Source organism: Mesorhizobium sp. M1006 (assembly GCF_040318825.1).
GTDB lineage: Bacteria > Pseudomonadota > Alphaproteobacteria > Rhizobiales > Rhizobiaceae > Mesorhizobium.
In genome coordinates, this window is the sequence record NZ_JAMYMZ010000007.1 from 103,639 (window position 1) to 128,228 (window position 24,590).

The window sequence follows — 24,590 nt, forward strand, 5'->3', positions numbered from 1 at the left end:
CGACATGACCAAGACAATCCGCCTGACGATGGCGCAGGCGCTGACCCGCTTTCTTGCCCGACAGATGACCGAGATGCACGGCAAGAAAGTGCCGATCTTCGGCGGAGTCTGGGCGATCTTCGGCCACGGCAATGTCGCCGGCGTCGGCGAGGCGCTCTACCAGGTTCGCGACGAACTGCCGACCTTCCGTGCCCATAACGAGCAGGCAATGGCGCATGCGGCGATCGCCTACGCCAAGGCCAATTTCCGCCGCCGCTTCATGGCCGCGACCAGTTCGATCGGCCCCGGCGCGCTCAACATGGTGACCGCTGCGGCACTTGCGCATGTAAACAGGTTGCCTGTCCTGTTTCTGCCTGGCGACGTCTTCGCCAATCGCAATTCCGATCCCGTCCTGCAGCAGGCCGAGGATTTTTCCGATGGCACGGCGACGGTCAATGACTGCCTCCGCCCGGTGTCGCGCTATTTCGACCGCATCACGCGGCCGGAGCAGATCATGCCGGCGCTCAACCGCGCCATGCAGGTGCTGACCGATCCCGCCGAATGCGGCCCGGTGACGCTGGCGCTGTGCCAGGACGTGCAGGCCGAGGCCTATGACTACCCCGAGAGTTTCTTTGCCGAGCGACTCTGGACGCCGCGACGGCAGCGCCCGGACCGCAACGAACTGGCGGCCGCAGTCGCGGTACTCAAAGCAGCGAAAAAGCCGCTGGTGATCGCGGGCGGCGGCGCACTCTATTCGCAGGCGTCCGAGGAGCTGGCAAAACTGGTGCAAGGCGCCGGCATTCCAGTTTGTGAGACGCAAGGCGGCAAATCCTCGCTCCCGGACGATCATCCGTTGAACATGGGCGCGGTCGGCGTTACCGGCACTTCGGCGGCCAACAGGCTGGCCGAAGAGGCCGACGTCGTGCTTGCCGTCGGCACCAGACTGCAGGATTTCACCACCGGCTCCTGGGCATTGTTCAAGCATGCCGGCAGGACCATCATCGGGCTCAACGTGCAGCCTTTTGACGCCGGAAAGCACCAGGCGCTGCCGCTGGTCGCCGATGCGGCGGAAGGGCTCGCCGAACTCGCTGCGGCGCTGAAAGGCTGGAAAGCCCCTTCAGGCTGGACCGACAATGCGATCACGGGCAAGAAGAGCTGGCAAGCGGATGCCGACAAGGTGACGGCGTCGACCAATGCCGCCTATCCGTCCGACGCGCAAGTGATCGGCGCAGTACAGCGCGCCATGGGCTCCGGCGTGGTACTGCTTCATGCGGCCGGCGGCTTGCCCGGCGAATTGCACAAGCTATGGCAGGCGGGCGCGCCCGGCTCCTACCACGCAGAATACGGCTTCTCGACAATGGGCTATGAAATCGCCGGCGGGCTTGGCGTCAAGATGGCCAAGCCGGACGAAGAGGTCGTGGTGATGATCGGCGACGGCTCTTACCTGATGCTCAATTCCGAGATCGCGACCTCGGTGATGCTCGGCCTCAAGCTGACCATCGTGCTGCTCGACAACCGCGGCTATGGCTGTATCAACCGGTTGCAGATGGCGACCGGCGGCGCCAACTTCAACAATCTGCTGAAGGACGCCCGTCACGAAGCCTTGCCCGAGATCGACTTCGCCGCGCATGCTGCGAGCATGGGTGCGATTGCCGAAAAAGTGCCATCGATCGCCGGGCTGGAAACGGCGTTGGTGCAAGCGAAGAAGAACACGCGAACGACGGTGCTGGTCATCGACACCGACCCGCTGGTTTCGACCGAGGCTGGTGGAAGCTGGTGGGATGTCGCAGTGCCGGAAGTCTCGGCACGGCCGCAAGTGAATGCGGCGCGCAAGAAATATGAGGAAGCGCTGAGCGGGCGGGTTCTTTAGCCATCCGCGAACGCGCCTCGAATGTCTGAAACTGGAGTGACGACTTGAAAGCCAAACTGGGCATGTCCCCCATTGCATGGTGGAACGACGATCTTGCCGAACTCAGCGATGATGTGTCGCTGGAGGAGTGCCTGCGCCAGTCGCGCTCGGCTGGCTTTACCGGAATGGAAATGGGCCGCCGCTTTCCCAACGATCCGCAAATCATGCTGCCGATCCTGAAAGAGGCCGACGTGACGCTTTGCGGCGGCTGGTTCTCGGGGACGCTGGTCGACGAAGACATGGCGAAGAACAAGGATCGTATCCAGCCGATGATCGACCTGTTCAAGGCGGTGAACGCGCCATGCATCGTCTATGGTGAAGTCGGCCGCTCCATCCAGGGCGACCGCTCGAAGCCGCTCGCCAGCAAGCCCAGGCTTTCGGACGAGGAAATGAAAGCCTACGCCCGGCGGCTCACGCAGTTCGGCGAATGGTGTGCAGAGCAAGGCATGCCGCTCTCCTACCATCATCATATGGCGGCAGTAGTTGAGACCGAGCCAGAGCTGGATGCCTTCATGCGCTATTCGGGAGAAGGCATTCCATTGCTGCTCGACGCGGGTCACCTGGCCTTTGCCGGCGGCGATGTGCTGCGCGCTATTGATAACCACCACCCGCGCATCAACCATGTGCATGTGAAAGATGTGCGCATCGAGGTGATCCAAAAGCTGGATCGCAACACGCAATCCTTCCTCGACGCGGTGGCACTTGGCGCCTTCACCGTGCCGGGAGATGGCTCGCTGGATTTTGGCGCGATCGTCCAGAGGCTCGCCGACCATGGCTATGAAGGCTGGTTCGTGGTCGAGGCCGAGCAGGATCCGAAGAAGAACCCGCCGCTCAAGATGGCGCAGGTCGGCTACAAGGAATTGATGCGGGCTATGACGGCGGCCGGCTATACGGTGGAGACACAGGGCTTTCCCAATGCTTGAGAGTTCGCGAGGAAAGGTGTTGATCCGATGAAAGACTCCGAGCACCCGTTTTTCCGGCCGCTGTGGCGGCGCGTCGCCGTTGTCGCGGTCTGCCTGGTCTGGTCGGTAATCGAATTCGCCACCGGCACGCCGTTCTGGGGCGTGATCGCGCTCGGCTTCGCCGGCTATGCCGTCTGGCAGTTTTTCTACCTCTACAAGCCGGCTGACGAGGACGAGCCATCGGCAGACGCCAAACCGAAGGAATGACCATGTCTAAGCTGCTCGTCAAAGCCAATAAGGGCCACGGCCGCGTCGCTCATGTGACGCCGCAAAACGCCGGCTGGACCTATGTCGGCTTCGATCTGCATCGGCTCAGGCCCGGCGAGAGCGCTTCCGGGCAAACCGCGGATCGTGAGGTCTGCCTGGTGTTCGTCACCGGCAAGGGCAAGGCCAAGGCCGGCGGCAAGGATCTCGGCTTGCTGGGCGAACGCATGTCGCCGTTCGAAGGCAAGCCTTGGTCGGTCTATGTGCCGCAGGGGTCGGAGTGGTCGGTGAGCGCCGATACCGATCTCGAACTTGCCGTCTGTTCGGCGCCAGGACTGGGCGGCGGTCTGCAGGTCCGTGTCATCGCGCCCGACGATCTCGGCCAGGAGGTTCGCGGCAAAGGCACCAACACGCGCTATGTCACCAACATCCTGCCGGAGGGCAAGCCGGCCGATTCCTTGCTGGTGGTCGAGGTCATCACACCCGGCGGCCACACATCGAGCTATCCGCCGCACAAGCACGACCAGGACAATCTGCCGGCTGAATCCTATCTCGAGGAGACCTATTACCACCGTCTCAACCCGCCACAGGGCTTTGCTTTCCAGCGCGTCTACACCGATGCCGACGAGAACGGTGCTCGTTCGCTCGACGAGGCGATGGCGATCGAGGACGGCGACGTCGTGCTGGTCCCCAAGGGTTATCACCCCTGCGCCGCCTGCCACGGCTATGATCTCTATTATCTCAACGTCATGGCCGGACCGAAGCGGACGTGGAAATTCCACAACGCGCCCGAGCACGAATGGCTGATGAAGGCCTAACCACTTCCCCTTCGCCCCAACCGCTGGTCCAAGCGAAAAATCGTCGGCTAACGACCCGGCTGTGTGGTTTTGTTACCGAAAACGCCGCAAAGCTTCGTCAATTCGTCATGGAAATCACCTATGGCAGCGGGGCTGACGAGGACTTTCGATGCGCTACGCGATCTATTTCACCCCCCGACAGGACGAACCGCTGGCACGGATCGCTGCCGACTGGCTCGCCCGCGACCCATTCGGTGCCGCCACAAAGCCGGTCGAGGCTGCGGGCGAGTTGTCGGCGGCAGAAGTTGCCTTCCATACCGCCTCGGCGCGCCGCTATGGCTTTCATGCGACACTGAAGGCGCCCTTCAGACTGGCCTCCAACGAGACGGAAGCGTCGCTTCGTGCAGCACTCGACGATTTTGCCGAGGCGACGCCGCTGGTTACGATCCCGCGCCTCGTCGTCAGCCAGATCGACGGCTTCTTCGCGCTGGTGCCGGAAGCACCGCTGCCGGCGCTCAACCGCTTCGCCGACGACGTTGTGCGCGACTTCGACCGCTTCCGCGCGCCGTTGACGGAAGCCGAGATCGAACGGCGCAGCCCCGATTCGCTGAAGCCCGACGAGTTCCGCAATCTCTGCCAGTGGGGCTATCCCTATGTCTTCGAGACGTTTCGCTTCCATATGACGCTGTCCGGCCGGGTGTCGTCACAGGAAAGCCCTCGTCTTCGCCTAGCAATCGACAGCCTGTTTACGGACGTGCTGCAACGGCCGGTGGCGGTGGACGCGCTGACGCTGTTTGTGGAAACTGAACCGGGTGCGCCGTTCATGGTGCTGTCGCATCACGCGCTCGGGCGCCGCCCGGCCAGAAGAACTGCCTAAATGGCTATTTGCTTTAACCGGATAGTGCGACGCCAATTCATTTTCAATTGGCTGCAAAATGCTGCAAGGACTGCCTGAAATGACTGCCGAGACCGTTCTTGACAATGCCCGTATCGTGCTGGCCGACCAGATCGTCGAAGGGTCGATCGTGCTGCGCGACGGGGTGATCGCCGCCATCGATCCCGGCGCTGGCCGCAGCGGCGAGGACATGGGCGGCGACTTCATCATCCCTGGCCTGGTCGAGCTCCATACCGACCATCTCGAAGGCCATTACGCGCCGCGGCCGAAAGTGCGCTGGAACCCGATCGCAGCCGTGCTCGCGCATGACGCCCAGGTGGCGACCGCCGGCATCACCACCGTGCTCGACGCCTTGCGTGTCGGCATGGACGAGGATGCCGACCTGACGGCCGCCGACATACGCAAGCTGGCCGACGCGATCGAGGACAGCGTGCAGCAGGACCGGCTCAGGGCCGACCATTTCCTCCATCTGCGTTGCGAGGTTTCGGCGCCGGACTGCCTCACGGCCTTCGCCAATTTCGACGGCGACGAGCGGGTCAGGCTGGCGTCGCTGATGGACCATGCGCCCGGACAGCGCCAGTTCGTCAATTTGGAAACCTACGCCTATTACTACCAGCGCAAGCTGAAGCTGACCGATCGCGATTTCCAGAAATTCTGCGAAAAGCGGATGGCTGAATCGGCGAGGAATTCGAGCCCGAACCGCAGCTTCATCGCCGCGGCTTGTCATGAGTGCAGCATCGTGCTCGCCAGCCATGACGACGCGACCGTCGGCCATGTCGACGAAGCGATCGAGCAAGGTGTGCGCGTCGCCGAGTTCCCGACCACCGAGGAGGCAGCACGGGCTTCGAAAAAGGCAGGGCTCGGCGTATTGATGGGCGCGCCGAACGTCATGCGCGGCGCGTCGCATTCGGGCAATGTCTCGGCCCGCACGCTGGCCGGCGATGGCCTGCTCGATATCCTGTCGTCGGACTACATTCCCTTCAGTCTGATCCAGTCAGCCTTCTTCCTTGGCGACGTGGTCGAGGGCATTTCCTTGCCACAGGCGGTGGCGATGGTCTCGAAGAACCCGGCCGAGGCGGTCGGCCTCACCGATCGCGGTGTCATCGAGCCCGGCCGGCGCGCCGATCTGGTTCGCGTGCGCGTCGACGACCATGTCCCGGTCGTCCGCACGGTCTGGCGGCAGGGACGCCGGGTCGCATGATGGTGTCGGCATCGGTCGAGCGTGAATTGTCCGCTATCGGATTTCCGATCCGCGACGGTGTCTTCGTCGCCGTCGTCGGGCCGAGCGGTGCCGGCAAGGACACGGTGATCGGCTATGCGCGCGCCGTGTTTGCCGACGAGAGCCGGCTGGAGTTCGTGCGCCGGGTGATCACCCGGCCGAGCGATGCGGCCACCGAGGATCACGATACGCTCGCCGATGCTGCCTTCGTCGAGGCCGAAGCGGATGGTGCCTTCGCCATTTCCTGGGAGGCGCATGGCCTGCGCTACGGCATCCCGGCCGAAGTCGACTGGTCAGTCTCCAACGGCCGTGTCGCGATCGCCAACGTCTCGCGCGCGATCATCCCGGCGCTGCGGGAGCGCTACGCCAATCTGGCTATCGTCGAGATCACGGCTACACCGGAGATCCTGGCCGAGCGGCTGGCATTGCGCGGTCGCGAGTCGCGCGGGGAAGTGCTGGCACGGCTGGCGCGCAGTGCCAATGTGGCGCTGTCCGGACCGGGTGTCACCTCGATCGACAATAGCGGTCTTCGTGAAGCCGCCGGCGAGCGCTTCGCCGAAGTGCTGCGCAAGGCCATGGCCTTCTCCGACATGTCGGGCCTTATCTAAGGCGCGCCCATCCCGATGCATTCGGAATGCGCGCTACTTGTCTAACCGATATCTTTTTTAGAAACCGGTATCCACTTCTCGGGATTATGGCCTCATGCGGCGTGCCGGTCCCGACCAGCGTGACGAGTGTCCGTGGCAGTGGTTGTCGACGGCTTCGCTGGCGCATCCGCTGGTGTATCCAGAACTGCAACGTGGTGCCGATACACCATCTCCCAGCCCTTCCAGCCGGTGAACAGCAGTATGCAGACCACTATGAACGACAAGAGCGCACCCCATGGGCGGACCGCGGCTTCGGCGCCTTGCGCATAGCGCAGGTAGAAATTGATCAGTGCCACAACGACCGCGGTCAAGTTGCCCAGCATGTGGTACCAGGCGTCGGACAAGGCGCGAATGCGCGGCTCGTTGAGGAAGTCGATAAAACCGGCTGTCGCAGCGAGAAGGGCCATTACGATGGCTGCCCCGATCAGCCACATCGATGCCCGTGCCCAGAAGGCATCGGCAGTCCCCCAGAAAACCAGGTCGGTGACAAACGCACCGACAAGAAACGCGACAGGAAAAGGTATCAGCATCGGGTGGAGGGGGTGAGTTCCTACTTTGGCGGTACTAACTGGATTCGTGGGCATGGAACGCCTCCGCGTAGCAAAGCTTAAACAAACGCTCAGATACGCGTTTCGTTCCAAATAGAGACCGACCTGAACTGCTGTCGCGAAGTTCCGGCTGACTCTTTCACGCCACCTGCCATGGCAGTCGGCGAATTTCATCCAGCTATTTTTGCGTCACTCAGCGGCAGCACCCGCCACGCCCTTGCGTGTGGCTTCCAGCATCCGCCGCCGCGCGCTGAACACGCCCCATTGCTGGTCGACCAGCACGCCGATGAGGATCACCCCGCCCATGACGGCGAAGTTGAGCGAGGACGGGATGCCGAGCAGGTTGACGAGGTTCTGCAGCTCCTGCAGCAGCACCGTGCCGAGCAGGACGCCGATCAGCGAGCCTTCGCCGCCACGCAGCGAGAAGCCGCCGAGCACCGCGGCCGCGATGGCATAGAGCTCGTAGAACTGGCCGTGGCTCGCCGGCGAGATCGAGCGTGTGTACATGGCGAAATAGATAGCTGACAGCGCCGTCAGCACGCCGCAGATGACATAGGCGGCCATGACGATGCGGCCGGTGCGGATGCCGGAATATTTTGCCGCTTCCTCGTTCTTGCCGATGGCATAGAGATAGCGCCCGAACACCGACCGGTGCAGCACCACCCACATGACGACGGCGATGACGATCAGCGCGATGAAGCTGTTCGGCACGCCCCAGGACCGCCCCGCCGTCAGGAACTCGAGTTCCGGGAAGTTCTGTCCGAAGGCAAAGCCGGCGGTGCCGTCAGCGGTGTAGAAGCGCGCCACGCCGCGATAGATCAACAGGCCGCACAAAGTCACCACGAAAGGCTGCAATTTGAGCCGGGTGATCAGCCAGCCATGCGCCAGCCCGATGATGCCGCCGAGCACCAGGATCAGCGGCAGGGCGACCGGCCAGGCCATGCCGCGCGTGGCGATGAAGTCGATGAACAGCACGCCGAGCAGCGCAACCACCGAGCCGACCGACAATTCGATGCCACCGGTGATGATGACGAAGGCTTGGCCAATCGACAGGATGCCGAACAACCCGATCAGGTTCGAGGTGTTGGCGAGATTGATCGGCAGCAGGAAGCGTGGGTTGATGATTGCCACCACCGCGCCGACCACCAGGATCAGGATCAGCAGGCCGAGATCTTTCTTGCTCATCGTCTTCTCCCAGTGCCTGCGAACTACTTCGGCTGCTTGCCGACCGCCAGCAGCAGCACGTTCTCCTGGCTGAACCGGTCCTTGTCGAGAATGCCCGAGATCTGGCCTTCATGCATGACGGCAATGCGGTCGGAAACGCCGATCACCTCCTCCATGTCGCTGGAGATCATCAGCACGGCGACGCCGGCATCGGCCAGCGCCCGCATCAGCCCGTAGATCTCGGCCTTGGCGCCGATGTCGATACCGCGGGTCGGTTCGTCGAGAATCATCACCTTCGGCTTCATCGCCAGCCATTTGGCCAGCACGACCTTTTGCTGGTTGCCGCCCGACAGCGTACCGGTGCGCGTCTGGACGGAGGGCGCCCTGATGCCGAGATCGGTCTTCTGCTTCTCGGCGGTGGCGGATTCCGCGCCGGCCGAGACCAGCGAGCGCCGCGAATGCGCCGGCAGATTGGGCAGCGAAATGTTCTGGGCAATCGACAGGTCGAGCAGGATGCCGGTCAGCTTGCGATCCTCGGGGACGAGGAAAATACCGTTGGCCACTGCGTCCGCGGCCGAACCAAGAACCAGATCTTTTCCGTCAAGCTGGAACGAGCCGCCAAAGCTTCTGTCGATGCCGAACAGGACGCGCGCCAGCTCCGTCCGGCCGGAGCCGACGAGACCGGCGAGGCCGAGGATCTCGCCATGCCTGACATCGAGGTCGACGGGCCGGTCGGGATAGGCAGCGGTGCGAATGGCCTTGACCGACAGCGCGACAGAGCCCGGTGGGCGCGCCGATTCCGCGGCCTTCTCGCGCTCCTTCAGCATGCGGCCGATCATCAGCTTGACCATCTGGTCGTGATTGATGGCGCTCTTCGGCAAGGTTCCGGCGAGCATGCCGTCCCTGAGCACGACGACGCGGTCGGCGACGCGCTCGACCTCGTGCAGGCGGTGCGAGATGAAAATGACGCTGATGCCGTCTGCCTTCAGCGCCTTGATGACACCGAGCAGCTTGTCGGTTTCGGCGATCGGCAGGCTCGAGGTCGGTTCGTCGAGGATAACCAGCCTTGCCTCGATCGACAGCGCCTTGGCGATCTCGACCATTTGCTGCTGCGCCAGCGACAGCGCCGACACCGGCGTATCGGCCGAGAAATTGGCGCCCACGCGTTTGAGCAGCGGCGCCGCCTGCGCTCGCAGCCTGGCGCGGTCGACGAGCTTGAGCGGCCCGGCGCGCAGCGGTTCGCGGCCAAAGAAGATATTGGCGGCCACGTCGAGGTTTTCGAACAGGTTGAGTTCCTGGTGGACGAAAGCGATGCCCGAGCCGATGCTTGCCTCGACGGTCAGCCCGTCATGGGCGACGCCATCGACGGTGATGGTGCCGGTGTCCGGCCGGGTCACGCCGCCGAGGATCTTCATCAGCGTCGATTTGCCGGCGCCGTTTTCGCCGACCAGGCCGATGACCTCGCCGGGCCTGACCTCGATCGAGAACCCGTCCAGCGCGACAACGCCGGGATAGGTCTTGCGCACACCGTCGAGGCTCAGGAACGGAGCGTCCGTGGATGCAACGATGGATGGGTCGGAATAATTCATCACGCTGACAGCAGCCGGTGAGCCGTTTGGTCTCAGACTGACGGGCCTCGCGAAGCCCGTCAATAGAACGCCGGCTCAAGGCGAACCTTGAGCCGGCGCAACCTAATTCGCTCAGTTTCCAGACATCGCCTTGAGGCTGGCGGCGTAGGCGTCGACATCGTCCTTGCCGATGATCTTGGTCGGGATGATGATCAGTCCATCGGCGGGAATGCCCGACTTGTCGCCCTCGAGATAGGCAGCCATCAGCTTCATGCCCTGATAGGCCCATTCGAAGGGTTGCTGCACGACGGTAGCGGCGACGGTGCCTTCCTTGACGCCGCCCAGCGTGATCGGATCGTCGTCGAAGCCGACGACGGTGATCTGGCCGAGCTTGCCGGCATCGCGCAGCGCTTCATAGATGCGCGGCGTGTTGTAGGAATAGAAGCCGACCATGCAGGTGACGTCGGGGCTGGCGACCAGCGCGTCCTCGACGTTCTTCTTGGCGCGAGCCTGATCGATGTCGTCGCCACGCACGTCGACCAATTCGATCTTGGTGCCCGCGAGGCCGTCCTTCATGCCCTGGATACGTTCCTTGGCATTGTCGGCGCCGAGCAGGCCGACGAAGCCGAGGCACTTGCCGCCGTCAGGCATTGCCTTCTTGGCGATCTCTGCCGCCTGCTTGCCGGCATCGACATTGGAAGAGCCGATATAGGCGACACGCTTGGTCTGCGGTGCGTCGCTGTCGGTGGTGAACAACGCCGTTTCCGAGGCGATCTTGTTCAGCCCGTCGGTCGACGTCTTGGGATCAACGGCCGAGACCATGATCGCCTTCACGCCGGCCGTCACCAGATCGTCCATCAGGCGCTGCTGGATGGCGACCGAGGACTGCTCCGGATATTTGAGCTCCAGATTGTATTTGGGCAGTTCGCCTTGAGCCTTCTTGACGCCGGCTTCGGCCGCCTTCCAGAAATCGGAAGCGCCGTTGACGACGAAGGCCAGAGTCGGCTTGTCGTCGGCCCGCGCAATTGCGCTGGCGGAAAGGCCGAGCAGCAGGGCCGCAGCGGCGACGGACGCATTTCGTATCGCAGATTTCATATTCAACCTCCCATTTGACTCAGTAATTTTCGCTGATGATGAACGTGCCGGCGCGGCTTGGACGCCCTCCTCCTCAAGGGTTTCCGGCAGCGAAGAACGACGCCATTCCAGCCGCTATCGTCGACTTTAGAGACTCATTCGCCGTTCGTAAATAGTCCGATTTGTCTGACATTTCCCGGAGCGGCAGGCAAGCTTCGACTGACGGGAACCGTCCGATACCAGGCTGACTTGCGTTCCGAACATGCGCGGTCCGACGTCGTCCGGGCATGATGGATTGACGTTATAGGGATGCCAGATATTAGTAAAGAGTATTAGTTTGGTCGGGATTCTCGCCCACAAACAAGTGAGGCCTCCCCAGTCGCAACCGTTTTGGATCGGGGATTAAATCGCCTAAGAGAGTCGATTATATCTATTAGTATCGCTTCGCCCTATAAATGCGAGATTCGCGGGACCAATGACATGAACGAACCACTGCGTGATCCCGTCCTTGAGGGTACCAGGCGGCGCAAGCTGTCCGGGAAAAACCCCAAGGGCCGCGTTACCATGACCGACATCGCAAGGGCGGCAGGCTGTTCGCAGGCGACGGTTTCGTTCGTGCTCAACAACACGCCGGGCATCAGGCTGTCGCAGCAAACCCGCGAGCGGGTGATCGAGACGGCGCGAACGCTGGGCTATTCGCCGCCCGTGTTTTCTGCCTTGCGAGCCCCGGTTGCCGCATTCGACGGGCTGGATGGCGTGATCGGCTTCGTCGTCGACCAGTTGGCGACCAGCCCGGAGGCGGTCGTCGCCATTGAAGGGGCGCGGCAAGCCTCGTGGAACGCCGGCAATGTGCTTTTGGTGGCGCAGACCATGGGCGACGAGGTGATGGAGCCCCGTGCCATCGCGGCTCTGACCAAGCGGGGCATTTCGGCGCTGATCTACATGACCATTTTCACCCGCGAGATCGTCGCGCCGGACTATCTCTACGGCCTCGACATTCCGGTCATCCTGCTCAACTGCTACACCGCCGACTATGCCTTCCCCGCCGTGGTGCCGAGCGAGATCGCCGGCGGCCAGAGCTCCACCCGCCACTTGATCGGCCATGGCCACCGGCGTATCGCCACCATTACCGGCGAGCCCTGGATGCAGGCGGCGCAGGACAGGCTGAAGGGCTACCGCCGGGCGCTGGCGACGGCCGACATTCCGTTCGACCCGGCGCTGGTCGTCGAAGGCGACTGGTCGGCGAGCGCCGGCTATGCCGCGACCGTCGAGCTCTTGGCGCTGAAGGACCGGCCGACCGCCATCTTCTGCCAGAACGACCGCACCGCGATCGGCTGCTACGAGGCGCTGAAGGAGGCCGGCCTGCACATCCCCCGGGATATTTCGGTGATCGGTTATGACGACGAGGAGATCGCGCGGCATCTGTTCCCGCCGCTGACGACGTCGATCCTGCCGCATATGGCGATGGGACAATGGGCGATCGAGCAGCTCGAAGTCCCCGCTGCTCCCGGTCGTGGCCGCTATCCCATCACCAAGCTCGAATGCCCGCTGGTGGAGCGGGAGTCGGTTGGCGCTCTGGCGGGCTGAGGCGAGAGCGCCGGCGATCGACAATGGCACAGGCTTGACATCGGGCCCGGCATATACCCGATTGATTTCATGAGGTTGCAAAGCTGCTACAATTTTCAGGACTTCCGCCGGCTGGCAAAACAGCGCCTGCCAGGTCCGATCTTCAATTATATCGATGGCGGCGCGGACGACGAGACGACGCTGCGGCGCAACACGGCGGCGTTCGAGGACTGCGATCTCGTCCCCAACGTCCTTGCCGGCGTCGGACAGGTCGACATGTCGGTCACCGTCATGGGCCAGAAGCTGGCGATGCCGGTCTATTGTTCGCCGACGGCTCTCCAGCGACTGTTTCACCATAGCGGCGAGCGCGCCGTCGCCGCGGCGGCGGAGAAGTTCGGCACGATGTTCGGCGTCTCGTCGCTCGGCACGGTCAGCCTGGAGGAAGTCCGCAAGCACAGGACGCCGCAGGTCTATCAGTTCTATTTCCATAGGGATCGCGGCCTGAACCGCGCCATGATGGAGCGCGCCAAGGCGTCCGGCGTCGAGGTGATGATGCTGACGGTCGACAGCGTCACCGGCGGAAACCGCGAGCGTGACCTGCGGACCGGCTTTTCCATCCCCTTTCGGCTTACGCCCGGCGGCATGATGCAGTTCGCGATCAAGCCGAGATGGGCTATCGACTATTTGACACACGAAAAGTTCAGCCTGCCGCAGTTGGACGGCCATATCGATCTCGGTGGCGGAGCGCTTTCCATCAGCCGCTATTTCACCGAGATCCTCGATCCATCGCTGGATTGGAAGGACGTCGAAGACATGGTCCGCTTCTGGAACGGCCAGTTCTGCCTGAAGGGGATCATGAGCGTCGCCGATGCCAGAAAAGCCGTCGACATCGGCTGCACCGGTATCGTTCTGTCAAATCATGGCGGCAGGCAGCTGGACGGCTCGCGCAGCCCCTTCGACCAGCTGTCGGAGATCGTTGACGCGGTGGGCGACAAGATAGACGTCATCATCGACAGCGGCGTCCAGCGCGGCACGCATGTGCTGAAAGCCCTGTCGTTGGGCGCCAAGGCCGTCGGCGTCGGGCGCTACTATCTCTTCCCGCTGGCAGCCGCCGGACAGGCCGGCGTCGAACGGGCACTCGGCCTGATGCGAACCGAGATCGAACGCGACATGCGGCTGATGGGATGCAGGTCGGTGGCAGAGCTTTCCAGGGGGAATGTGCGGTTTAGGTGATAGAGCCGGGAAGTGGCGCACGGCATAAGCTTTTCGAAGTGCGAAACTATACCGACCTGCCGCTGCTCCTGCCGTCCGTTTCGAAGACAGCCTCGCCGGAAACAGCATCCGTATATCCGCCCTCAAGCTGCTGCAACGTATGCCGGAACCGATCAAGATTGCCCAGCATTTTGGGCCTGGCATCGACCATATGCTGAAACGTGTCCCACTCTCCAATCGAGAAGAAGGCGCCATCTCCCGATTTGATGAGAGCCATTTTTCGCAATCCCTCGAAATTGCGCGGAGCGCTGCTGAACAGTTCGACGAATTCGTCTTCACTACCCGGCTTGACCCGGAAACGGACGCTGTTGAATGCCGTCATGTACGTTCCCCCGTGAAAGAACTGAAAACCTCGAATATGCGAGGCCCTAACGCACCTCGAACCCTTCGAACAGGTGTACAGAAAAATCGGAAGGTTGGCTTCAGTCACCTCTGGCCGAAAGCTCCGTTTCTGGCGCTATTTCGCCAGGAAGAGGATGACGCTCGATCTCAATCGGTACGCCCTTCCGACCGGCAATGAAACGCACTGTTAACGCCGTTCGCGGGTGACAGGATGTTGGCCGCAGTTCGAAGATATAATTTGCGTCTCCCTGTCAGTTGCGGAGGCGAAAATGAACTTGCTTCGGATTGCGCTCTTGTGCACGGCCGTGATCGACCTTGGAATACCGGCCGTTCGCGCTGAGGATCGGCCTGTGCCGCAGAACAATAAAGCCGCAACAGCGCAGCCGCCCGTTCATTGTGAAGGCCAAAATTGTCTGCCGCCGGCGAAAGATCCGGTGCAGGAATGCACCGGCCAGGATTGCACGCCAGGCCCGCCGACTGAACCGGGCCCGGAGATTAAGCAGGCCGACTGAGTAGCATCAGCGGACCATCCGCTCTTTGCAAGGACGGCGCTCACTCAAGGCAACCTTCCGGCCAGTGGCGGCAGATTCTGTTACCTATGTCCCCGGGCCGTACATTGAGTTTAATGGCGCGCCCGAAGAGATTCGAACTCCTGACCCCCAGATTCGTAGTCTGGTGCTCTATCCAGCTGAGCTACGGGCGCGCAACAGGCCATGCTTTGCATAGCCCCGCGATCCGATCCTGGCGACCGGCCGCGATGTGACGTGTTCCCTAGCGACTGAATTTACGAAAAGCAAGCCGATCCTGGCCAAAAGTTTTGCCCGTCATGTTTTGCCGTCATGCGCCGGCCGGCGAAGGCAAGATCACTTCACGCAGCGGCCGAGCCGATATGTCGTCGTCTTGGATCGGTCATTTGCCAATCGGAACGGTCCGTAACGAAACGAGCCGTTGCACGGCGGCCGAGTCGATGGCTCGTAGTCTCGGACCAACCCTTTGTGATTGAAACGATCCGTAACGAAACGGTTCGTTACGCCGGGCGGCGCAGCCCGTTGCGGGCCTGGTCGAGCCGGACCGGCTGGTCGGGAATGGTGACCGCGAATGTGGTGCGGCCGCCGATCGATTCGACCAGCTCCACCGTGCCGCCATGGGCGCGGATCAATTCATGGGCGATCGCCAGGCCAAGGCCGGTGCCACCGCTGCGGGCCGAGCCGCGAAATGCCGCGAACAGGTTTTCGCGCGCCTTTGGCGGCAGGCCGGGGCCGGTGTCGGTGACGACGATGCGGCTGACGCTGCCGATGCGCTCGGCCGATATGGTCAGGCGGCGCACCACGGCGCTCTCGGTGTCCGCCGCCATCGCCTGCACGGCGTTGCGGCTAAGATTGGTGAGCACGCGGAACAGCTGGTCGGAATCGGCGTCGACCTCGAGCACCGGATCGACGGCGTTGACGAATTCGATGCCGCATTCGATGTCGAGCAGGCCCTGGACGTCCTCGACCAGCTGGCGCAGCCGCAGCCTGCGGCGCGACGGCGGCGGCTCCTGGGTGCGGCCATAGGCCAGCACGCCCTCCGAGTAGGACACCGCACGGTCGAGCGCGCGCAGCAGTTTTGGTGCGAAGGCCTGCACGGTCGGGTCCTTGACCTGGCGCAGGCGGTCCGACATCAGTTGCGCCGAGGCGAGGATGTTGCGCATGTCGTGGTTGATCTTCGACACGGCCAGGCCGAGATCGGCCAGGTGCTTCTGCTCGGTCAGCATCTTCTGCAGCCGCTCCTGCATCTGCGACAGCTCGCGTTCGGCGACGCCGATCTCGTCGGCCCGGGCGGCGGGGTGAATGATGCGGCCGGGATCGTCGGGCGCCTCGGAAAAGGACAGCATCGAGCGTGTCATTGTCCTGATCGGGCCGATCATGATCAGGTCTATCGCGGCGTAGACCAGCATGGCGGTGAACAGCGAGATCAGCAGCGAGACGAAGGCGACGTTGCGCGAATAGATCAGCATGGCATTGCGCAGGCGGTGGTCGGGCATGATCAGCTCGAATTCTTTGTCGCTGTCGCCGACCGGCCCGAAAACGCGCAGCATCCGCTTGCCGCCGAAAAACAGCGTGTCCAGCGCGCCGGTCATGCCCTTGATCATGCCGACATTGGCGATATCGATATGCTCGTCGACCTGCGGCGGCATTTCGGCCACGACCAGAAGCCGCGAGACGCCGCCGTCGCGCACGGCGATCGCCTTGGCGCCGATCGCCATCAGTACGTCGTTCTGGGCGGCACGCGACAGCGAGGCAGGTTCGCCCTGTACCAGGACGATCGACACCGCGGCGGCGGTGCTCAGCCTCTCCTTCAGCCAGCTCAGCCTGTAGCTGGCGATCCAGGGCACGAAGATGAGGATTTCGGCCAACAGCACGAAGACGATGGTGAGCAGCAGCAACTTGGTCGACAGGCCGCGCGCCAGCGGCACCCTGCGGGTGGCGGCCTTCGCCTGGGCGATGCTTTCGTCGGTTGCTGGGACTTCACTCATGCTCGTCGTCACGGCTGCCTGTCATCACGGCTGCTTGTCTTAGGGACTGCTCGTCTTCACGATCGCTTGATCGGGCAAGATTAGGCGATTGCGGCTTTTTTGCCAAATTCATCCTTGGTCGAAGCCGGACAAAGGGCCGCAAGGACTTCCCTGCCGGTCCGACAACGCCGGCCCGACACCCTGGATTGACTTCCAAAACCCTTCTTTCTATAAGCCCGCTCACGCTCGGGCCATTCGTCCCGGCGCGGTTTCGATCGCGCCAAAACCGGCCCGGCAAAGCTCCTGTTACAAAGTGACAGAATCAAGAAGGGCCGCACCCCGCGGTATTTAAACAAATGAAGCGTACTTACCAGCCGTCCAAACTCGTCCGCAAACGCAGGCACGGTTTCCGCGCCCGCATGGCCACCAAAGGTGGCCGCGGCGTCGTCGCAGCCCGCCGCAACCGCGGCCGCAAGCGTCTCAGCGCCTGAGCACCAAGCGAGAGACAAGATCGTTGCCCGCAACCGGCAAGCCAACGGGTGCCCATCCCAAGCGGCTTCTGAAGCGCGCGGAATTCCTGGCTGTCCGCCGCGGCGAAAAGCGCCGCGGGCGGCTTTTCCTCGTCGAGGTCCTGGGCCGCGGCGACAGCGAGGCGCCGCGTGTCGGCTACACCGTCACCAGGAAGGTCGGCAACGCCGTCGTTCGCAACCGCATCCGGCGGCGGCTCAGAGAGGCCGTGCGCACGCATGCCGCCGATGACATGGCGCCCGGCAATGATTATGTCATCGTCGGGCGCGAAGACGTGCTTACCACTCCGTTCGGCCAGTTGAAGGCCGAACTCTCCCGCAGATTGCGTGGAACACGATAGGCCAAGGGCTTCGATGGAAAACAACCGCAACTTCTTCATCACCATCGCACTGTCGGTGCTGATCCTGGCGCTTTGGCAATATTTCTATGTGATGCCGCGCAGCGAGATGCAGCGCGAAGCCGCCCGCATCGAAGAGCAGCGCGTGGCGGAGCGGAAGAAGGCCGCCCAAGGCACCAGCCCGGGCGCCAGCGAAACACCGGTGCAGCCGGGCGCCATTCCGAACGCGCCTGGCGGCGAAGCCGTCACCGCGGCCGGCCGCGACCAGGCGATTGCCTCGACCAGCCGCGTCAAGATCGACACGCCGAGCCTCGAAGGCTCGATCAACCTCATCGGTGCGCGCCTCGACGACCTCCGGCTCAAGCACTACACGGAGACGGTCGACAAGACTTCGCCCGAGATCGCGTTGCTCAACCCGGCGTCCCTGCCGAACGGCTATTTCGCCGAGATCGGCTTTTCCGGCACGCCGGATCTGGGCAGGCTGCCCGGCCCTGACACGGTCTGGCAGACCGACGGCAATGCGACTCTGACGCCAGCGACGCCGGTCACGGTGACCTTCACCAATGACAAGGGCCTGACCTTCAAGCGCACCTTCTCTGTCGACAGCCAATATATGTTCACCGTGTCCGACACGGTCCAGAATGGGGGCTCGGCACCCGCGACGTTGTCGAACTATGGCCGCGTCACCCGTTTCGACAAGCCGGCTATCGCCAGCACTTATGTGCTGCACGAAGGCCTGATCGGTGTTACCGGCAGCGAAGGCCTGCAAGAGTACAAATACTCCAAGGTCGAATCGGAGAGAGAATTCAAGCCAGGCAAATCGACCGACGGCTGGCTCGGCATCACCGATAAATACTGGGCGGTGACCCTGGTGCCGCCGAGCGGCCGCGAATTTCAGCCCAAATTCTCTTATTTCGAGTTCAAAAGCGGGCCCCATCCGCACAGCTACCAGTCCGATTTCCTGTCCGATCCGGTCACAATCGCTCCCGGGCAATCGACGACCGTGGAGTCGGAGATATTCGCCGGCGCCAAGGAAGTTTCGACGATCAACGCCTATGAAAAGGACCGTCATATCCGCCAGTTCGATCTGCTGATCGACTGGGGCTGGTTCTATTTCATCACCAAGCCGATGTTCTGGCTGATCGACACGCTTTACAAATTCTTCGGCAATTTCGGTCTGGCGATCCTCGCCACCACCGTCATCGTCAAGGCGCTGTTCTTCCCGCTCGCCAACAAGTCCTATGCGTCGATGGCGAACATGAAGAAGGTGCAGCCCAAGATGCTCGAGATCCGCGAGAAATACGCGGACGACAAGATGAAGCAGCAGCAGGCGATGATGGAGCTCTACAAGACCGAGAAGATCAATCCGCTCGCCGGCTGCTGGCCGGTGGCATTGCAGATCCCGGTGTTCTTCTCGCTCTACAAGGTGCTCTACATCACCATCGAGATGCGGCACGCGCCGTTCTTCGGCTGGATCCAGGATCTGGCGGCGCCGGACCCGACATCGATTTTCAACCTGTTCGGGCTGATCCCCGTTACCTTGCCGCACATGCTGATGATCGGCGTCTGGCCGCTGATCATGGGCGTGACGATGTTCCTGCAGATGCGCATGAACCCGACGCCGCCGGACCCGACGCAGGCGGCGATCTTCACGTGGATGCCCGTGATCTTCACCTTCATGATGGCGGGTTTTCCGGCCGGCCTCGTTATCTACTGGGCCTGGAATAACACGCTGTCGATCCTGCAGCAGGGCGTGATCATGAAGCGGCAGGGCGCCAAGATCGAATTGTGGGACAATCTGGTCGCGCTGTTCCGCAAGAAACCGTCGCCGGCGGAATAGCCGGCGCTCCGACGATGCGAGACCAAAAAGCCCTGGTTCGTCCGGGGCTTTTTGCACAGGCTGCCGGTCTGGATTAAGCGATTGGTACTGCCGGACGGATCGCGCTATTTTGACCTGCCTGGCAGTTGCTCGACGGAGCTCGATATGACCGGACCCAATCCATCGATCAAGCATCCGATCCCGTTGCACACGCGCGTCGGCTTTCTGAAGCCGCTGGTGACGGCGCCGAATATCGAGATCGGCGACTTCACCTATTATGACGACCCTGACGGACCCGACAAATTCGCCGAAAAATGCGTGCTGCATCATTATCCGTTCATCGGCGACAGGCTGATCATCGGCAAGTTCTGCGCCATTGCCGAAGGCGCGCGCTTCATCATGAACGGCGCCAATCACGCCATGTCCGGCTTTTCGACCTATCCGTTCAACATCTTTGGTCACGGCTGGGAGGAAGGTTTCGACCCGGCGACATGGTCGAAGGAGGTGCGTGGCGACACAATCGTCGGCAACGACGTCTGGATCGGCATGGAAGCGGTTATGCTGCCCGGCGTGAAGATCGGCGACGGTGCCATCGTCGCGGCAAAGTCGGTGGTGACGCACGATGTGCCGGCCTATGCGATCGTCGCCGGCAATCCGTCGAAGGTGGTGAAGATGCGCTTCGATGACAGGACCATCCGGCGGCTGCTGGCGCTGGCGTGGTGGCACTGGCCGGTAGAAAAGATCAGCCGCAATCTCAATGCCATTCGTGGCAGCAACATTTTTCTTCTGGAGGCAGCGGTTTGAACGCGTTGAACAAGACCACGATCGGCATCGAATTGTTCACGCGAGCCTGGATATTCATCCGCGGCGTGCCGGCAATGAAATTCCTGCCGCCGGAGGGTCCGCCCGAGATCGCCTTTGCGGGCCGCTCCAATGTCGGCAAATCGTCGCTGATCAACGCGCTGGTCAACCAGAAGGGGCTGGCGCGCACCTCCAACACGCCGGGCAGGACGCAAGAGCTCAACTATTTCGTGCCTGGCGGATTTTCGGGAGAAGGCGCCGATCTGCCGCCGATGGCGCTGGTCGACATGCCAGGCTATGGCTACGCCACGGCACCGAAGGAAAAGGTCGACGAGTGGACGAAGCTCGTGTTCGACTATCTGAAGGGCCGGGTGACGCTGAAGCGCGTCTACGTGCTGATCGATGCCCGCCATGGCATCAAGGCCAAGGACGACGAGGTGCTGTCGCTGCTCGACAAGGCGGCGGTGTCGTATCAGATCGTGCTGACCAAGACCGACAAGATCAAGGCGGCGGGGGTACCGCGACTGGTCGAGGAAACGCTCCAGAAGATCAAGAAACGCCCGGCGGCCTTCCCCTTCGTGCTCGCCACGTCGTCGGAAAAGAGCGAGGGCCTCGAGGAATTGCGTGCGGCGATCGTGCTCGCCGCCAATGGCGGATAGGCCACCGACCCTGGCAGCCTGTCAGGCGGGGCTGGAGGCCCGTTCCTGCTCTGCAAGCTGTTCGGTGCTGTAGGCCTTCAGGAACACATCGACGCCCGACCTGACGATGTGTTCGATCTCGGCCACACTTGGCGCCTTGGTGCGATAGGCGAAAATGCACTGGCGGAAAAGACCGGCCAGACACAGCTCGGTGAACTGATAGGCGGCAAGCTCGACGTCGTCGATCTTCAGCAGGCCGCGTTCGATAGCCATGTTGAGGAAAACGACGACCCTGTCATGGCCACGCTTCGGGCCGCGTTCGTAGAACCGGGCACCAAGCTCCGGGATGCGTTCCGACGCGCCGATCACCGTCCGCTGCGCCAGGATGACCCTCGCGGAAGTGATCTTCATGGACAGCACGATGCCGAACTTCACCAGCGTCTGGCGAAGGTCGCCGATCTGGTCGAGCACCTCATACATGTTCTTGAAAATCGTGCCGCGCTCTTCCTCGATCAGCGCTTCGAAGAGCTCTTCCTTGTTGGCGAAGTAGACATAGATGGTGCCCTTGGACACGCCGGCCTCGCGCGTAATGTCGTTCATCGACGCGGCTTCGAAGCCCTTTTCGATGAAGACACGGCGCGCACCGTCGATGATCTGGCTGCGCTTGACCGGGTCTTGACCCGCGGCCGGGCGGCCGCGCGGCAGGCTGTCCAGCAGATCGCACTGGTCCTTGCCAGCGCCGGGCAATGGGCCTGAATCAGGCAAAGGAGCGGCCTTGGGGGCTTCGGCCATAATGTCACACCTCGTAAAATAATTCGAACCATCCGGTTCGATTGCTCTTGATATGGTCCTCTTTAAGCGCTAAGTCAACGTCGAGATCGAACCGAACGGTTCAGTCTGACAAAATTCAGCGCCAGTTAATTTAGAGAGATATCATGTCCTCGAACGCGCCCACCAGTGCCGAAGTCCGCCCCTTCCCCAGTGCCAAGGTCCAGCCTGCGATCGAAGCGCCGGAAACCCCTCTCAAGCCCGCCGACGTCACCCCGCTGGCTCCCGCCAAGAAGAAGCGCTCGACGCGCTCGATGTTGTTGCCCATCATCGGCCTGGCCCTGCTGGGCGCCGGCGCCTGGTATGGCTATGATTACTGGACCGACGGGCGCTTCATGATCACGACTGACGATGCCTATGTCCAGGCCGACACCGCGTTCATCTCGCCAAAAATCTCGGGTTATGTCGATCAGGTCAAAGTGACCGAGAACCAGCAGGTGAAGGCCGGCGACCCGTTGCTGATCGTCGATGACGGTGACTACAAGATAGCCGTTGCTCAGGCCGAGGCGCAGATCGCCACGTTGAGCAAGACGCTCGACCGCATCGATGCCCAGACCGAGGCGGCGCGCGCCTCGCTCAAGCAGGCGCAGGCGCAGAAGACCGCCGACCAGGCCGCGGCCGATAATGCGAAGCGAGCTCAGGTTCGTGCCGCCCAGTTGCTCAAGACCCGCGTCGGTACCCAGGCCCAGTTGGACGATGCCCAGACGGCGGTCGAGCAAGCCAATGCCGCACTAGCCGGCGCCGACGCGCAGATCGCGGCGGCTCAGGCGAATATCGGCGTGCTCCAGGCGCAGCGGGCGGAATCGGCAAGTACGCTGGGCTCGCTGCAGCTTGCCCACGACAAGGCGGTGCGGGATCTGTCCTTCACCGTGCTGCGCGCACCCTATGACGGCGTGGTCGGCAACCGCTCGGTCGAGCAGGGCGACCTGATCAGCCCCGGACAGAAGCTCGCCGTCATCGTGCCAATGGACAAGCTCTACATCGTCGCCAACTTCAAGGAGACCCAGCTTGCCCGGCTGGTGCCTGGTGAAAAGGTCAGAGTGTCGGTCGACGCGATCGACGGTCAGGACATCGAGGGTACCGTGTCGTCGCTGGCCCCGGCTTCGGGAGCAGTGTTCTCGCTGCTGCCGCCGGAAAACGCCACAGGCAATTTCACCAAGGTGGTGCAGCGCGTTCCGGTTCGCATAGACGTGCCCGCGGATGTGCTGAAGACGGGCAAGCTGCGCGCCGGCCTGAGCGTCGTCGTCGCCGTCGACAGCCGCACCGCGCCTTCGGCATCGAAGTAAAGCGGAACCGGGAGCAAGGGTCATGGCGACCGCAACCCTAACTGCAGGATCGGCGCCGGCGCCAGCCATGCCGGTGCCGGTCGACCACATCTCGACGCGCCGCGTCATCGCCTTCCTGGCAATGGTGTTCGGCATGTTCATGGCCATCCTGGACATCCAGATCGTCTCGGCCTCGCTGGCCGAGATCCAGGCGGGCCTGAGCGCCAGTTCGGACGAGATTCCGTGGGTGCAGACGGCGTATCTGATTGCCGAGGTGGTGATGATCCCGCTGTCGGGCTTCCTCAGCCGGATGCTGTCGACGCGGGTACTGTTCACAATCTCGGCGGCAGGTTTCACCGCGGCCAGCGCGCTGGCGGCGACCGCAACCAATATCGACCAGATGATCGTCTACCGCGCCGTGCAGGGCTTCATCGGCGGCGGCATGATCCCGAGCGTCTTTGCAGCCGCCTTCACCATCTTCCCGCCGTCGCGTCGCGCCATCGTCTCGCCGATGATCGGTCTGGTGGCGACGCTGGCGCCAACCATCGGCCCGACCGTCGGCGGCTATATCAGCCATGCCATGTCCTGGCACTGGCTGTTCCTGGTCAACGTCGTGCCCGGCATTCTGGTGACGACGGCCGCCTGGTCGCTGATCGACTTCGACAAACCCAATCTCAAGCTGTTCAGCAAGTTCGACTGGTGGGGGCTTGCCGGCATGGCCGCCTTCCTGGGCTGCATGGAATATGTGCTGGAGGAAGGTCCCAACAACGACTGGCTGCAGGATCAGGCGGTGTTCATCTGCGCCGTCATCATGACTTTCGGCGCGGTGCTGTTCTTCTGGCGCGTGTTCACCGCCGAGGAGCCGATTGTCGACCTGAGGGCTTTCAGCAATATCAATTTTGCCTTCGGCTCGTTGTTCTCCTTCGTCGTCGGCATCGGCCTCTACGGTCTGACCTATCTTTATCCGGTGTTTCTGGGGCGGATCCGCGGCTACGATTCGATGATGATCGGCGAGGCGCTGTTCGTCAGCGGCCTAGCCATGTTCTTCACTGCGCCGATCTCCGGCATCCTGTCGAACAAGATGGACCCGCGCATCATGATGATGATCGGCTTCTTCGGCTTCGCCACGGGGACCTGGTGGATGACGCATCTCACCGCCGACTGGGATTTCTATGAACTGCTGATCCCGCAGATCCTGCGCGGCTGCTCGATGATGCTTTGCATGGTGCCAATCAACAACATTGCGCTCGGAACCTTGCCGCCGGAGCGGCTGAAGAATGCGTCTGGCCTGTTCAACCTGACCCGCAATCTCGGCGGCGCCGTCGGCCTGGCAGTCATCAACACCGTGCTGATCGACCGCAATGCCTTCCACTACGCCAGGCTTTCCGAGCACGTGCAATGGGGAAGTGCCGCTGCGCAGCAGAAGCTGCAGAACATGACGCTCAACTTCGAGCAGACCGCCGGGCTAGACGCCTCCAAGGCGGCCATCTCCAAACTGTCAGGCATGGTCCAGCAGCAGGCGTCGCTGCTGTCGTTCATGGACGTATTCTTCATGCTGACGGTTTTGTTCGCGACGCTTGGGCTCTTCACCCTGGTGATCCGCAAGCCAGCCGCTCAGGGCGGCGGTGGCGGGGGCCATTGAGGCGCGCTGGATCCCCCGCCTGGCGCCCTCGCGCATGACCCCGAAAAGCGATTTTCGGGGTCATGCGCAAAATCAACCATTACGAAGTCCTC

23 protein-coding genes and 1 tRNA gene are annotated in these 24,590 nt (G+C 62.5%); 16 read left to right on the forward strand and 8 right to left on the reverse strand.

What is annotated here, in order from left to right; genetic code table 11:
- Positions 1 to 4: 4 nt before the first annotated feature.
- The 7 genes from iolD (at position 5) to phnN (ending at position 6,573) form a co-directional block, all read left to right on the forward strand.
- The gene (gene iolD / locus NKH60_RS09000) at positions 5 to 1,849 is read left to right on the forward strand and encodes a 3D-(3,5/4)-trihydroxycyclohexane-1,2-dione acylhydrolase (decyclizing) (protein ID WP_352871965.1); all 1,845 of its coding nucleotides are present in this window, start codon (positions 5 to 7) and stop codon (positions 1,847 to 1,849) included.
- A 44-nt stretch (positions 1,850 to 1,893) separates the two neighbouring features.
- Entirely contained in the window at positions 1,894 to 2,811 is a 918-nt protein-coding gene (gene iolE, locus NKH60_RS09005) for a myo-inosose-2 dehydratase (protein WP_352832626.1), read from the forward strand.
- A gap of 27 nt (positions 2,812 to 2,838) precedes the next feature.
- A complete protein-coding gene (locus NKH60_RS09010; RefSeq protein ID WP_023677508.1) occupies positions 2,839 to 3,057 on the forward strand; it encodes a hypothetical protein in 219 nt (72 codons plus the stop codon).
- Between the two features lie 2 nt (positions 3,058 to 3,059).
- Positions 3,060 to 3,872, forward strand: coding sequence for a 5-deoxy-glucuronate isomerase (gene iolB / locus NKH60_RS09015; protein WP_352832629.1), 813 nt, complete (start codon positions 3,060 to 3,062; stop codon positions 3,870 to 3,872).
- Between the two features lie 148 nt (positions 3,873 to 4,020).
- Entirely contained in the window at positions 4,021 to 4,728 is a 708-nt protein-coding gene (locus tag NKH60_RS09020) for a DUF1045 domain-containing protein (RefSeq protein WP_352832632.1), read from the forward strand.
- 79 nt (positions 4,729 to 4,807) lie between these two features.
- Positions 4,808 to 5,947, forward strand: coding sequence for an alpha-D-ribose 1-methylphosphonate 5-triphosphate diphosphatase (locus NKH60_RS09025; protein ID WP_352832635.1), 1,140 nt, complete (start codon positions 4,808 to 4,810; stop codon positions 5,945 to 5,947).
- Positions 5,944 to 6,573: a phosphonate metabolism protein/1,5-bisphosphokinase (PRPP-forming) PhnN gene (phnN, locus tag NKH60_RS09030; RefSeq protein ID WP_352769659.1), complete on the forward strand. Its 630-nt coding sequence runs from the start codon at positions 5,944 to 5,946 to the stop codon at positions 6,571 to 6,573. Before NKH60_RS09025 ends, phnN begins: the two co-directional genes overlap by 4 nt.
- Positions 6,574 to 6,665: 92 nt before the next feature.
- On the opposite strand, the gene NKH60_RS09035 is transcribed toward phnN, so the two are convergent.
- The 4 genes from NKH60_RS09035 to NKH60_RS09050 form a co-directional block, all read right to left on the reverse strand.
- A complete protein-coding gene (locus NKH60_RS09035) occupies positions 6,666 to 7,196 on the reverse strand; it encodes a DUF2231 domain-containing protein (protein ID WP_352472336.1) in 531 nt (176 codons plus the stop codon).
- A gap of 153 nt (positions 7,197 to 7,349) precedes the next feature.
- Complete coding sequence (locus NKH60_RS09040; RefSeq protein WP_352832638.1) at positions 7,350 to 8,345, reverse strand: ABC transporter permease; 996 nt, start codon at positions 8,343 to 8,345, stop codon at positions 7,350 to 7,352.
- Between the two features lie 23 nt (positions 8,346 to 8,368).
- Positions 8,369 to 9,913: a sugar ABC transporter ATP-binding protein gene (locus NKH60_RS09045; RefSeq protein WP_352832673.1), complete on the reverse strand. Its 1,545-nt coding sequence runs from the start codon at positions 9,911 to 9,913 to the stop codon at positions 8,369 to 8,371.
- Between the two features lie 111 nt (positions 9,914 to 10,024).
- Positions 10,025 to 10,987: a sugar-binding protein gene (locus tag NKH60_RS09050; protein WP_352453003.1), complete on the reverse strand. Its 963-nt coding sequence runs from the start codon at positions 10,985 to 10,987 to the stop codon at positions 10,025 to 10,027.
- 543 nt (positions 10,988 to 11,530) lie between these two features.
- Between NKH60_RS09050 and NKH60_RS09055 the strand changes: the two genes are divergently transcribed.
- Together NKH60_RS09055 and NKH60_RS09060 are read left to right on the forward strand one after the other, a co-directional pair.
- Positions 11,531 to 12,553 carry a LacI family DNA-binding transcriptional regulator gene (locus tag NKH60_RS09055; protein ID WP_502898572.1) on the forward strand — a complete coding sequence of 341 codons (1,023 nt, stop codon included), beginning with the start codon at positions 11,531 to 11,533 and terminating at the stop codon, positions 12,551 to 12,553.
- Positions 12,554 to 12,622: 69 nt separating this feature from the next.
- Entirely contained in the window at positions 12,623 to 13,765 is a 1,143-nt protein-coding gene (locus tag NKH60_RS09060) for an alpha-hydroxy acid oxidase (RefSeq protein WP_352832644.1), read from the forward strand.
- 46 nt (positions 13,766 to 13,811) lie between these two features.
- Here NKH60_RS09060 and NKH60_RS09065 read toward each other — a convergent pair whose 3' ends face one another.
- The 3 genes from NKH60_RS09065 to NKH60_RS09075 all read right to left on the reverse strand — a co-directional run bounded on the left by NKH60_RS09065 (position 13,812) and on the right by NKH60_RS09075 (position 16,661).
- Positions 13,812 to 14,126 carry an antibiotic biosynthesis monooxygenase family protein gene (locus tag NKH60_RS09065; RefSeq protein ID WP_352619465.1) on the reverse strand — a complete coding sequence of 105 codons (315 nt, stop codon included), beginning with the start codon at positions 14,124 to 14,126 and terminating at the stop codon, positions 13,812 to 13,814.
- Positions 14,127 to 14,772: 646 nt separating this feature from the next.
- A tRNA-Arg gene (locus NKH60_RS09070) sits at positions 14,773 to 14,849 on the reverse strand.
- 324 nt (positions 14,850 to 15,173) lie between these two features.
- Complete coding sequence (locus tag NKH60_RS09075) at positions 15,174 to 16,661, reverse strand: ATP-binding protein (RefSeq protein ID WP_023677495.1); 1,488 nt, start codon at positions 16,659 to 16,661, stop codon at positions 15,174 to 15,176.
- Between the two features lie 335 nt (positions 16,662 to 16,996).
- Between NKH60_RS09075 and rpmH the strand changes: the two genes are divergently transcribed.
- From rpmH to yihA, 5 genes are all read left to right on the forward strand, one after another.
- Positions 16,997 to 17,131, forward strand: a complete 135-nt coding sequence (gene rpmH / locus NKH60_RS09080) for a 50S ribosomal protein L34 (protein ID WP_008833937.1) — start codon at positions 16,997 to 16,999, stop codon at positions 17,129 to 17,131.
- Positions 17,132 to 17,154: 23 nt separating this feature from the next.
- Entirely contained in the window at positions 17,155 to 17,508 is a 354-nt protein-coding gene (gene rnpA / locus NKH60_RS09085) for a ribonuclease P protein component (protein WP_352539960.1), read from the forward strand.
- 13 nt (positions 17,509 to 17,521) lie between these two features.
- Entirely contained in the window at positions 17,522 to 19,345 is a 1,824-nt protein-coding gene (yidC, locus tag NKH60_RS09090) for a membrane protein insertase YidC (protein ID WP_352832647.1), read from the forward strand.
- Between the two features lie 144 nt (positions 19,346 to 19,489).
- On the forward strand, positions 19,490 to 20,128 hold the full coding sequence (locus NKH60_RS09095) for a CatB-related O-acetyltransferase (protein ID WP_352682273.1): 639 nt from the start codon (positions 19,490 to 19,492) through the stop codon (positions 20,126 to 20,128).
- Positions 20,125 to 20,784 carry a ribosome biogenesis GTP-binding protein YihA/YsxC gene (gene yihA / locus NKH60_RS09100; RefSeq protein ID WP_352472343.1) on the forward strand — a complete coding sequence of 220 codons (660 nt, stop codon included), beginning with the start codon at positions 20,125 to 20,127 and terminating at the stop codon, positions 20,782 to 20,784. Before NKH60_RS09095 ends, yihA begins: the two co-directional genes overlap by 4 nt.
- Before the next feature lie 21 nt (positions 20,785 to 20,805).
- Here the strand turns inward: yihA and NKH60_RS09105 are convergent, their stop codons facing one another.
- The gene (locus NKH60_RS09105) at positions 20,806 to 21,555 is read right to left on the reverse strand and encodes a TetR/AcrR family transcriptional regulator (RefSeq protein ID WP_352832650.1); all 750 of its coding nucleotides are present in this window, start codon (positions 21,553 to 21,555) and stop codon (positions 20,806 to 20,808) included.
- A 143-nt stretch (positions 21,556 to 21,698) separates the two neighbouring features.
- Here NKH60_RS09105 and NKH60_RS09110 point away from each other — a divergent pair, with 143 nt between their 5' ends.
- Both NKH60_RS09110 and NKH60_RS09115 read left to right on the forward strand, forming a co-directional pair.
- The gene (locus NKH60_RS09110; RefSeq protein ID WP_352819580.1) at positions 21,699 to 22,877 is read left to right on the forward strand and encodes an HlyD family secretion protein; all 1,179 of its coding nucleotides are present in this window, start codon (positions 21,699 to 21,701) and stop codon (positions 22,875 to 22,877) included.
- 67 nt (positions 22,878 to 22,944) lie between these two features.
- A complete protein-coding gene (locus tag NKH60_RS09115; RefSeq protein ID WP_245274730.1) occupies positions 22,945 to 24,498 on the forward strand; it encodes a DHA2 family efflux MFS transporter permease subunit in 1,554 nt (517 codons plus the stop codon).
- Positions 24,499 to 24,590: the final 92 nt, after the last annotated feature.

Coding starts and splice junctions, on each gene's coding strand:
- iolD (WP_352871965.1), top strand. CDS start 5: ATGACCAAGACAATCCGCCTGACGATGGCGCAGGCGCTGACCCGCTTT.
- NKH60_RS09010 (WP_023677508.1), top strand. CDS start 2,839: ATGAAAGACTCCGAGCACCCGTTTTTCCGGCCGCTGTGGCGGCGCGTC.
- iolB (WP_352832629.1), top strand. CDS start 3,060: ATGTCTAAGCTGCTCGTCAAAGCCAATAAGGGCCACGGCCGCGTCGCT.
- NKH60_RS09020 (WP_352832632.1), top strand. CDS start 4,021: ATGCGCTACGCGATCTATTTCACCCCCCGACAGGACGAACCGCTGGCA.
- NKH60_RS09025 (WP_352832635.1), top strand. CDS start 4,808: ATGACTGCCGAGACCGTTCTTGACAATGCCCGTATCGTGCTGGCCGAC.
- phnN (WP_352769659.1), top strand. CDS start 5,944: ATGATGGTGTCGGCATCGGTCGAGCGTGAATTGTCCGCTATCGGATTT.
- NKH60_RS09035 (WP_352472336.1), bottom strand. CDS start 7,196: ATGCCCACGAATCCAGTTAGTACCGCCAAAGTAGGAACTCACCCCCTC.
- NKH60_RS09040 (WP_352832638.1), bottom strand. CDS start 8,345: ATGAGCAAGAAAGATCTCGGCCTGCTGATCCTGATCCTGGTGGTCGGC.
- NKH60_RS09045 (WP_352832673.1), bottom strand. CDS start 9,913: ATGAATTATTCCGACCCATCCATCGTTGCATCCACGGACGCTCCGTTC.
- NKH60_RS09050 (WP_352453003.1), bottom strand. CDS start 10,987: ATGAAATCTGCGATACGAAATGCGTCCGTCGCCGCTGCGGCCCTGCTG.
- NKH60_RS09055 (WP_502898572.1), top strand. CDS start 11,531: ATGACCGACATCGCAAGGGCGGCAGGCTGTTCGCAGGCGACGGTTTCG.
- NKH60_RS09060 (WP_352832644.1), top strand. CDS start 12,623: ATGAGGTTGCAAAGCTGCTACAATTTTCAGGACTTCCGCCGGCTGGCA.
- NKH60_RS09065 (WP_352619465.1), bottom strand. CDS start 14,126: ATGACGGCATTCAACAGCGTCCGTTTCCGGGTCAAGCCGGGTAGTGAA.
- NKH60_RS09075 (WP_023677495.1), bottom strand. CDS start 16,661: ATGAGTGAAGTCCCAGCAACCGACGAAAGCATCGCCCAGGCGAAGGCC.
- rpmH (WP_008833937.1), top strand. CDS start 16,997: ATGAAGCGTACTTACCAGCCGTCCAAACTCGTCCGCAAACGCAGGCAC.
- yidC (WP_352832647.1), top strand. CDS start 17,522: ATGGAAAACAACCGCAACTTCTTCATCACCATCGCACTGTCGGTGCTG.
- NKH60_RS09095 (WP_352682273.1), top strand. CDS start 19,490: ATGACCGGACCCAATCCATCGATCAAGCATCCGATCCCGTTGCACACG.
- NKH60_RS09105 (WP_352832650.1), bottom strand. CDS start 21,555: ATGGCCGAAGCCCCCAAGGCCGCTCCTTTGCCTGATTCAGGCCCATTG.
- NKH60_RS09110 (WP_352819580.1), top strand. CDS start 21,699: ATGTCCTCGAACGCGCCCACCAGTGCCGAAGTCCGCCCCTTCCCCAGT.
- NKH60_RS09115 (WP_245274730.1), top strand. CDS start 22,945: ATGCCGGTGCCGGTCGACCACATCTCGACGCGCCGCGTCATCGCCTTC.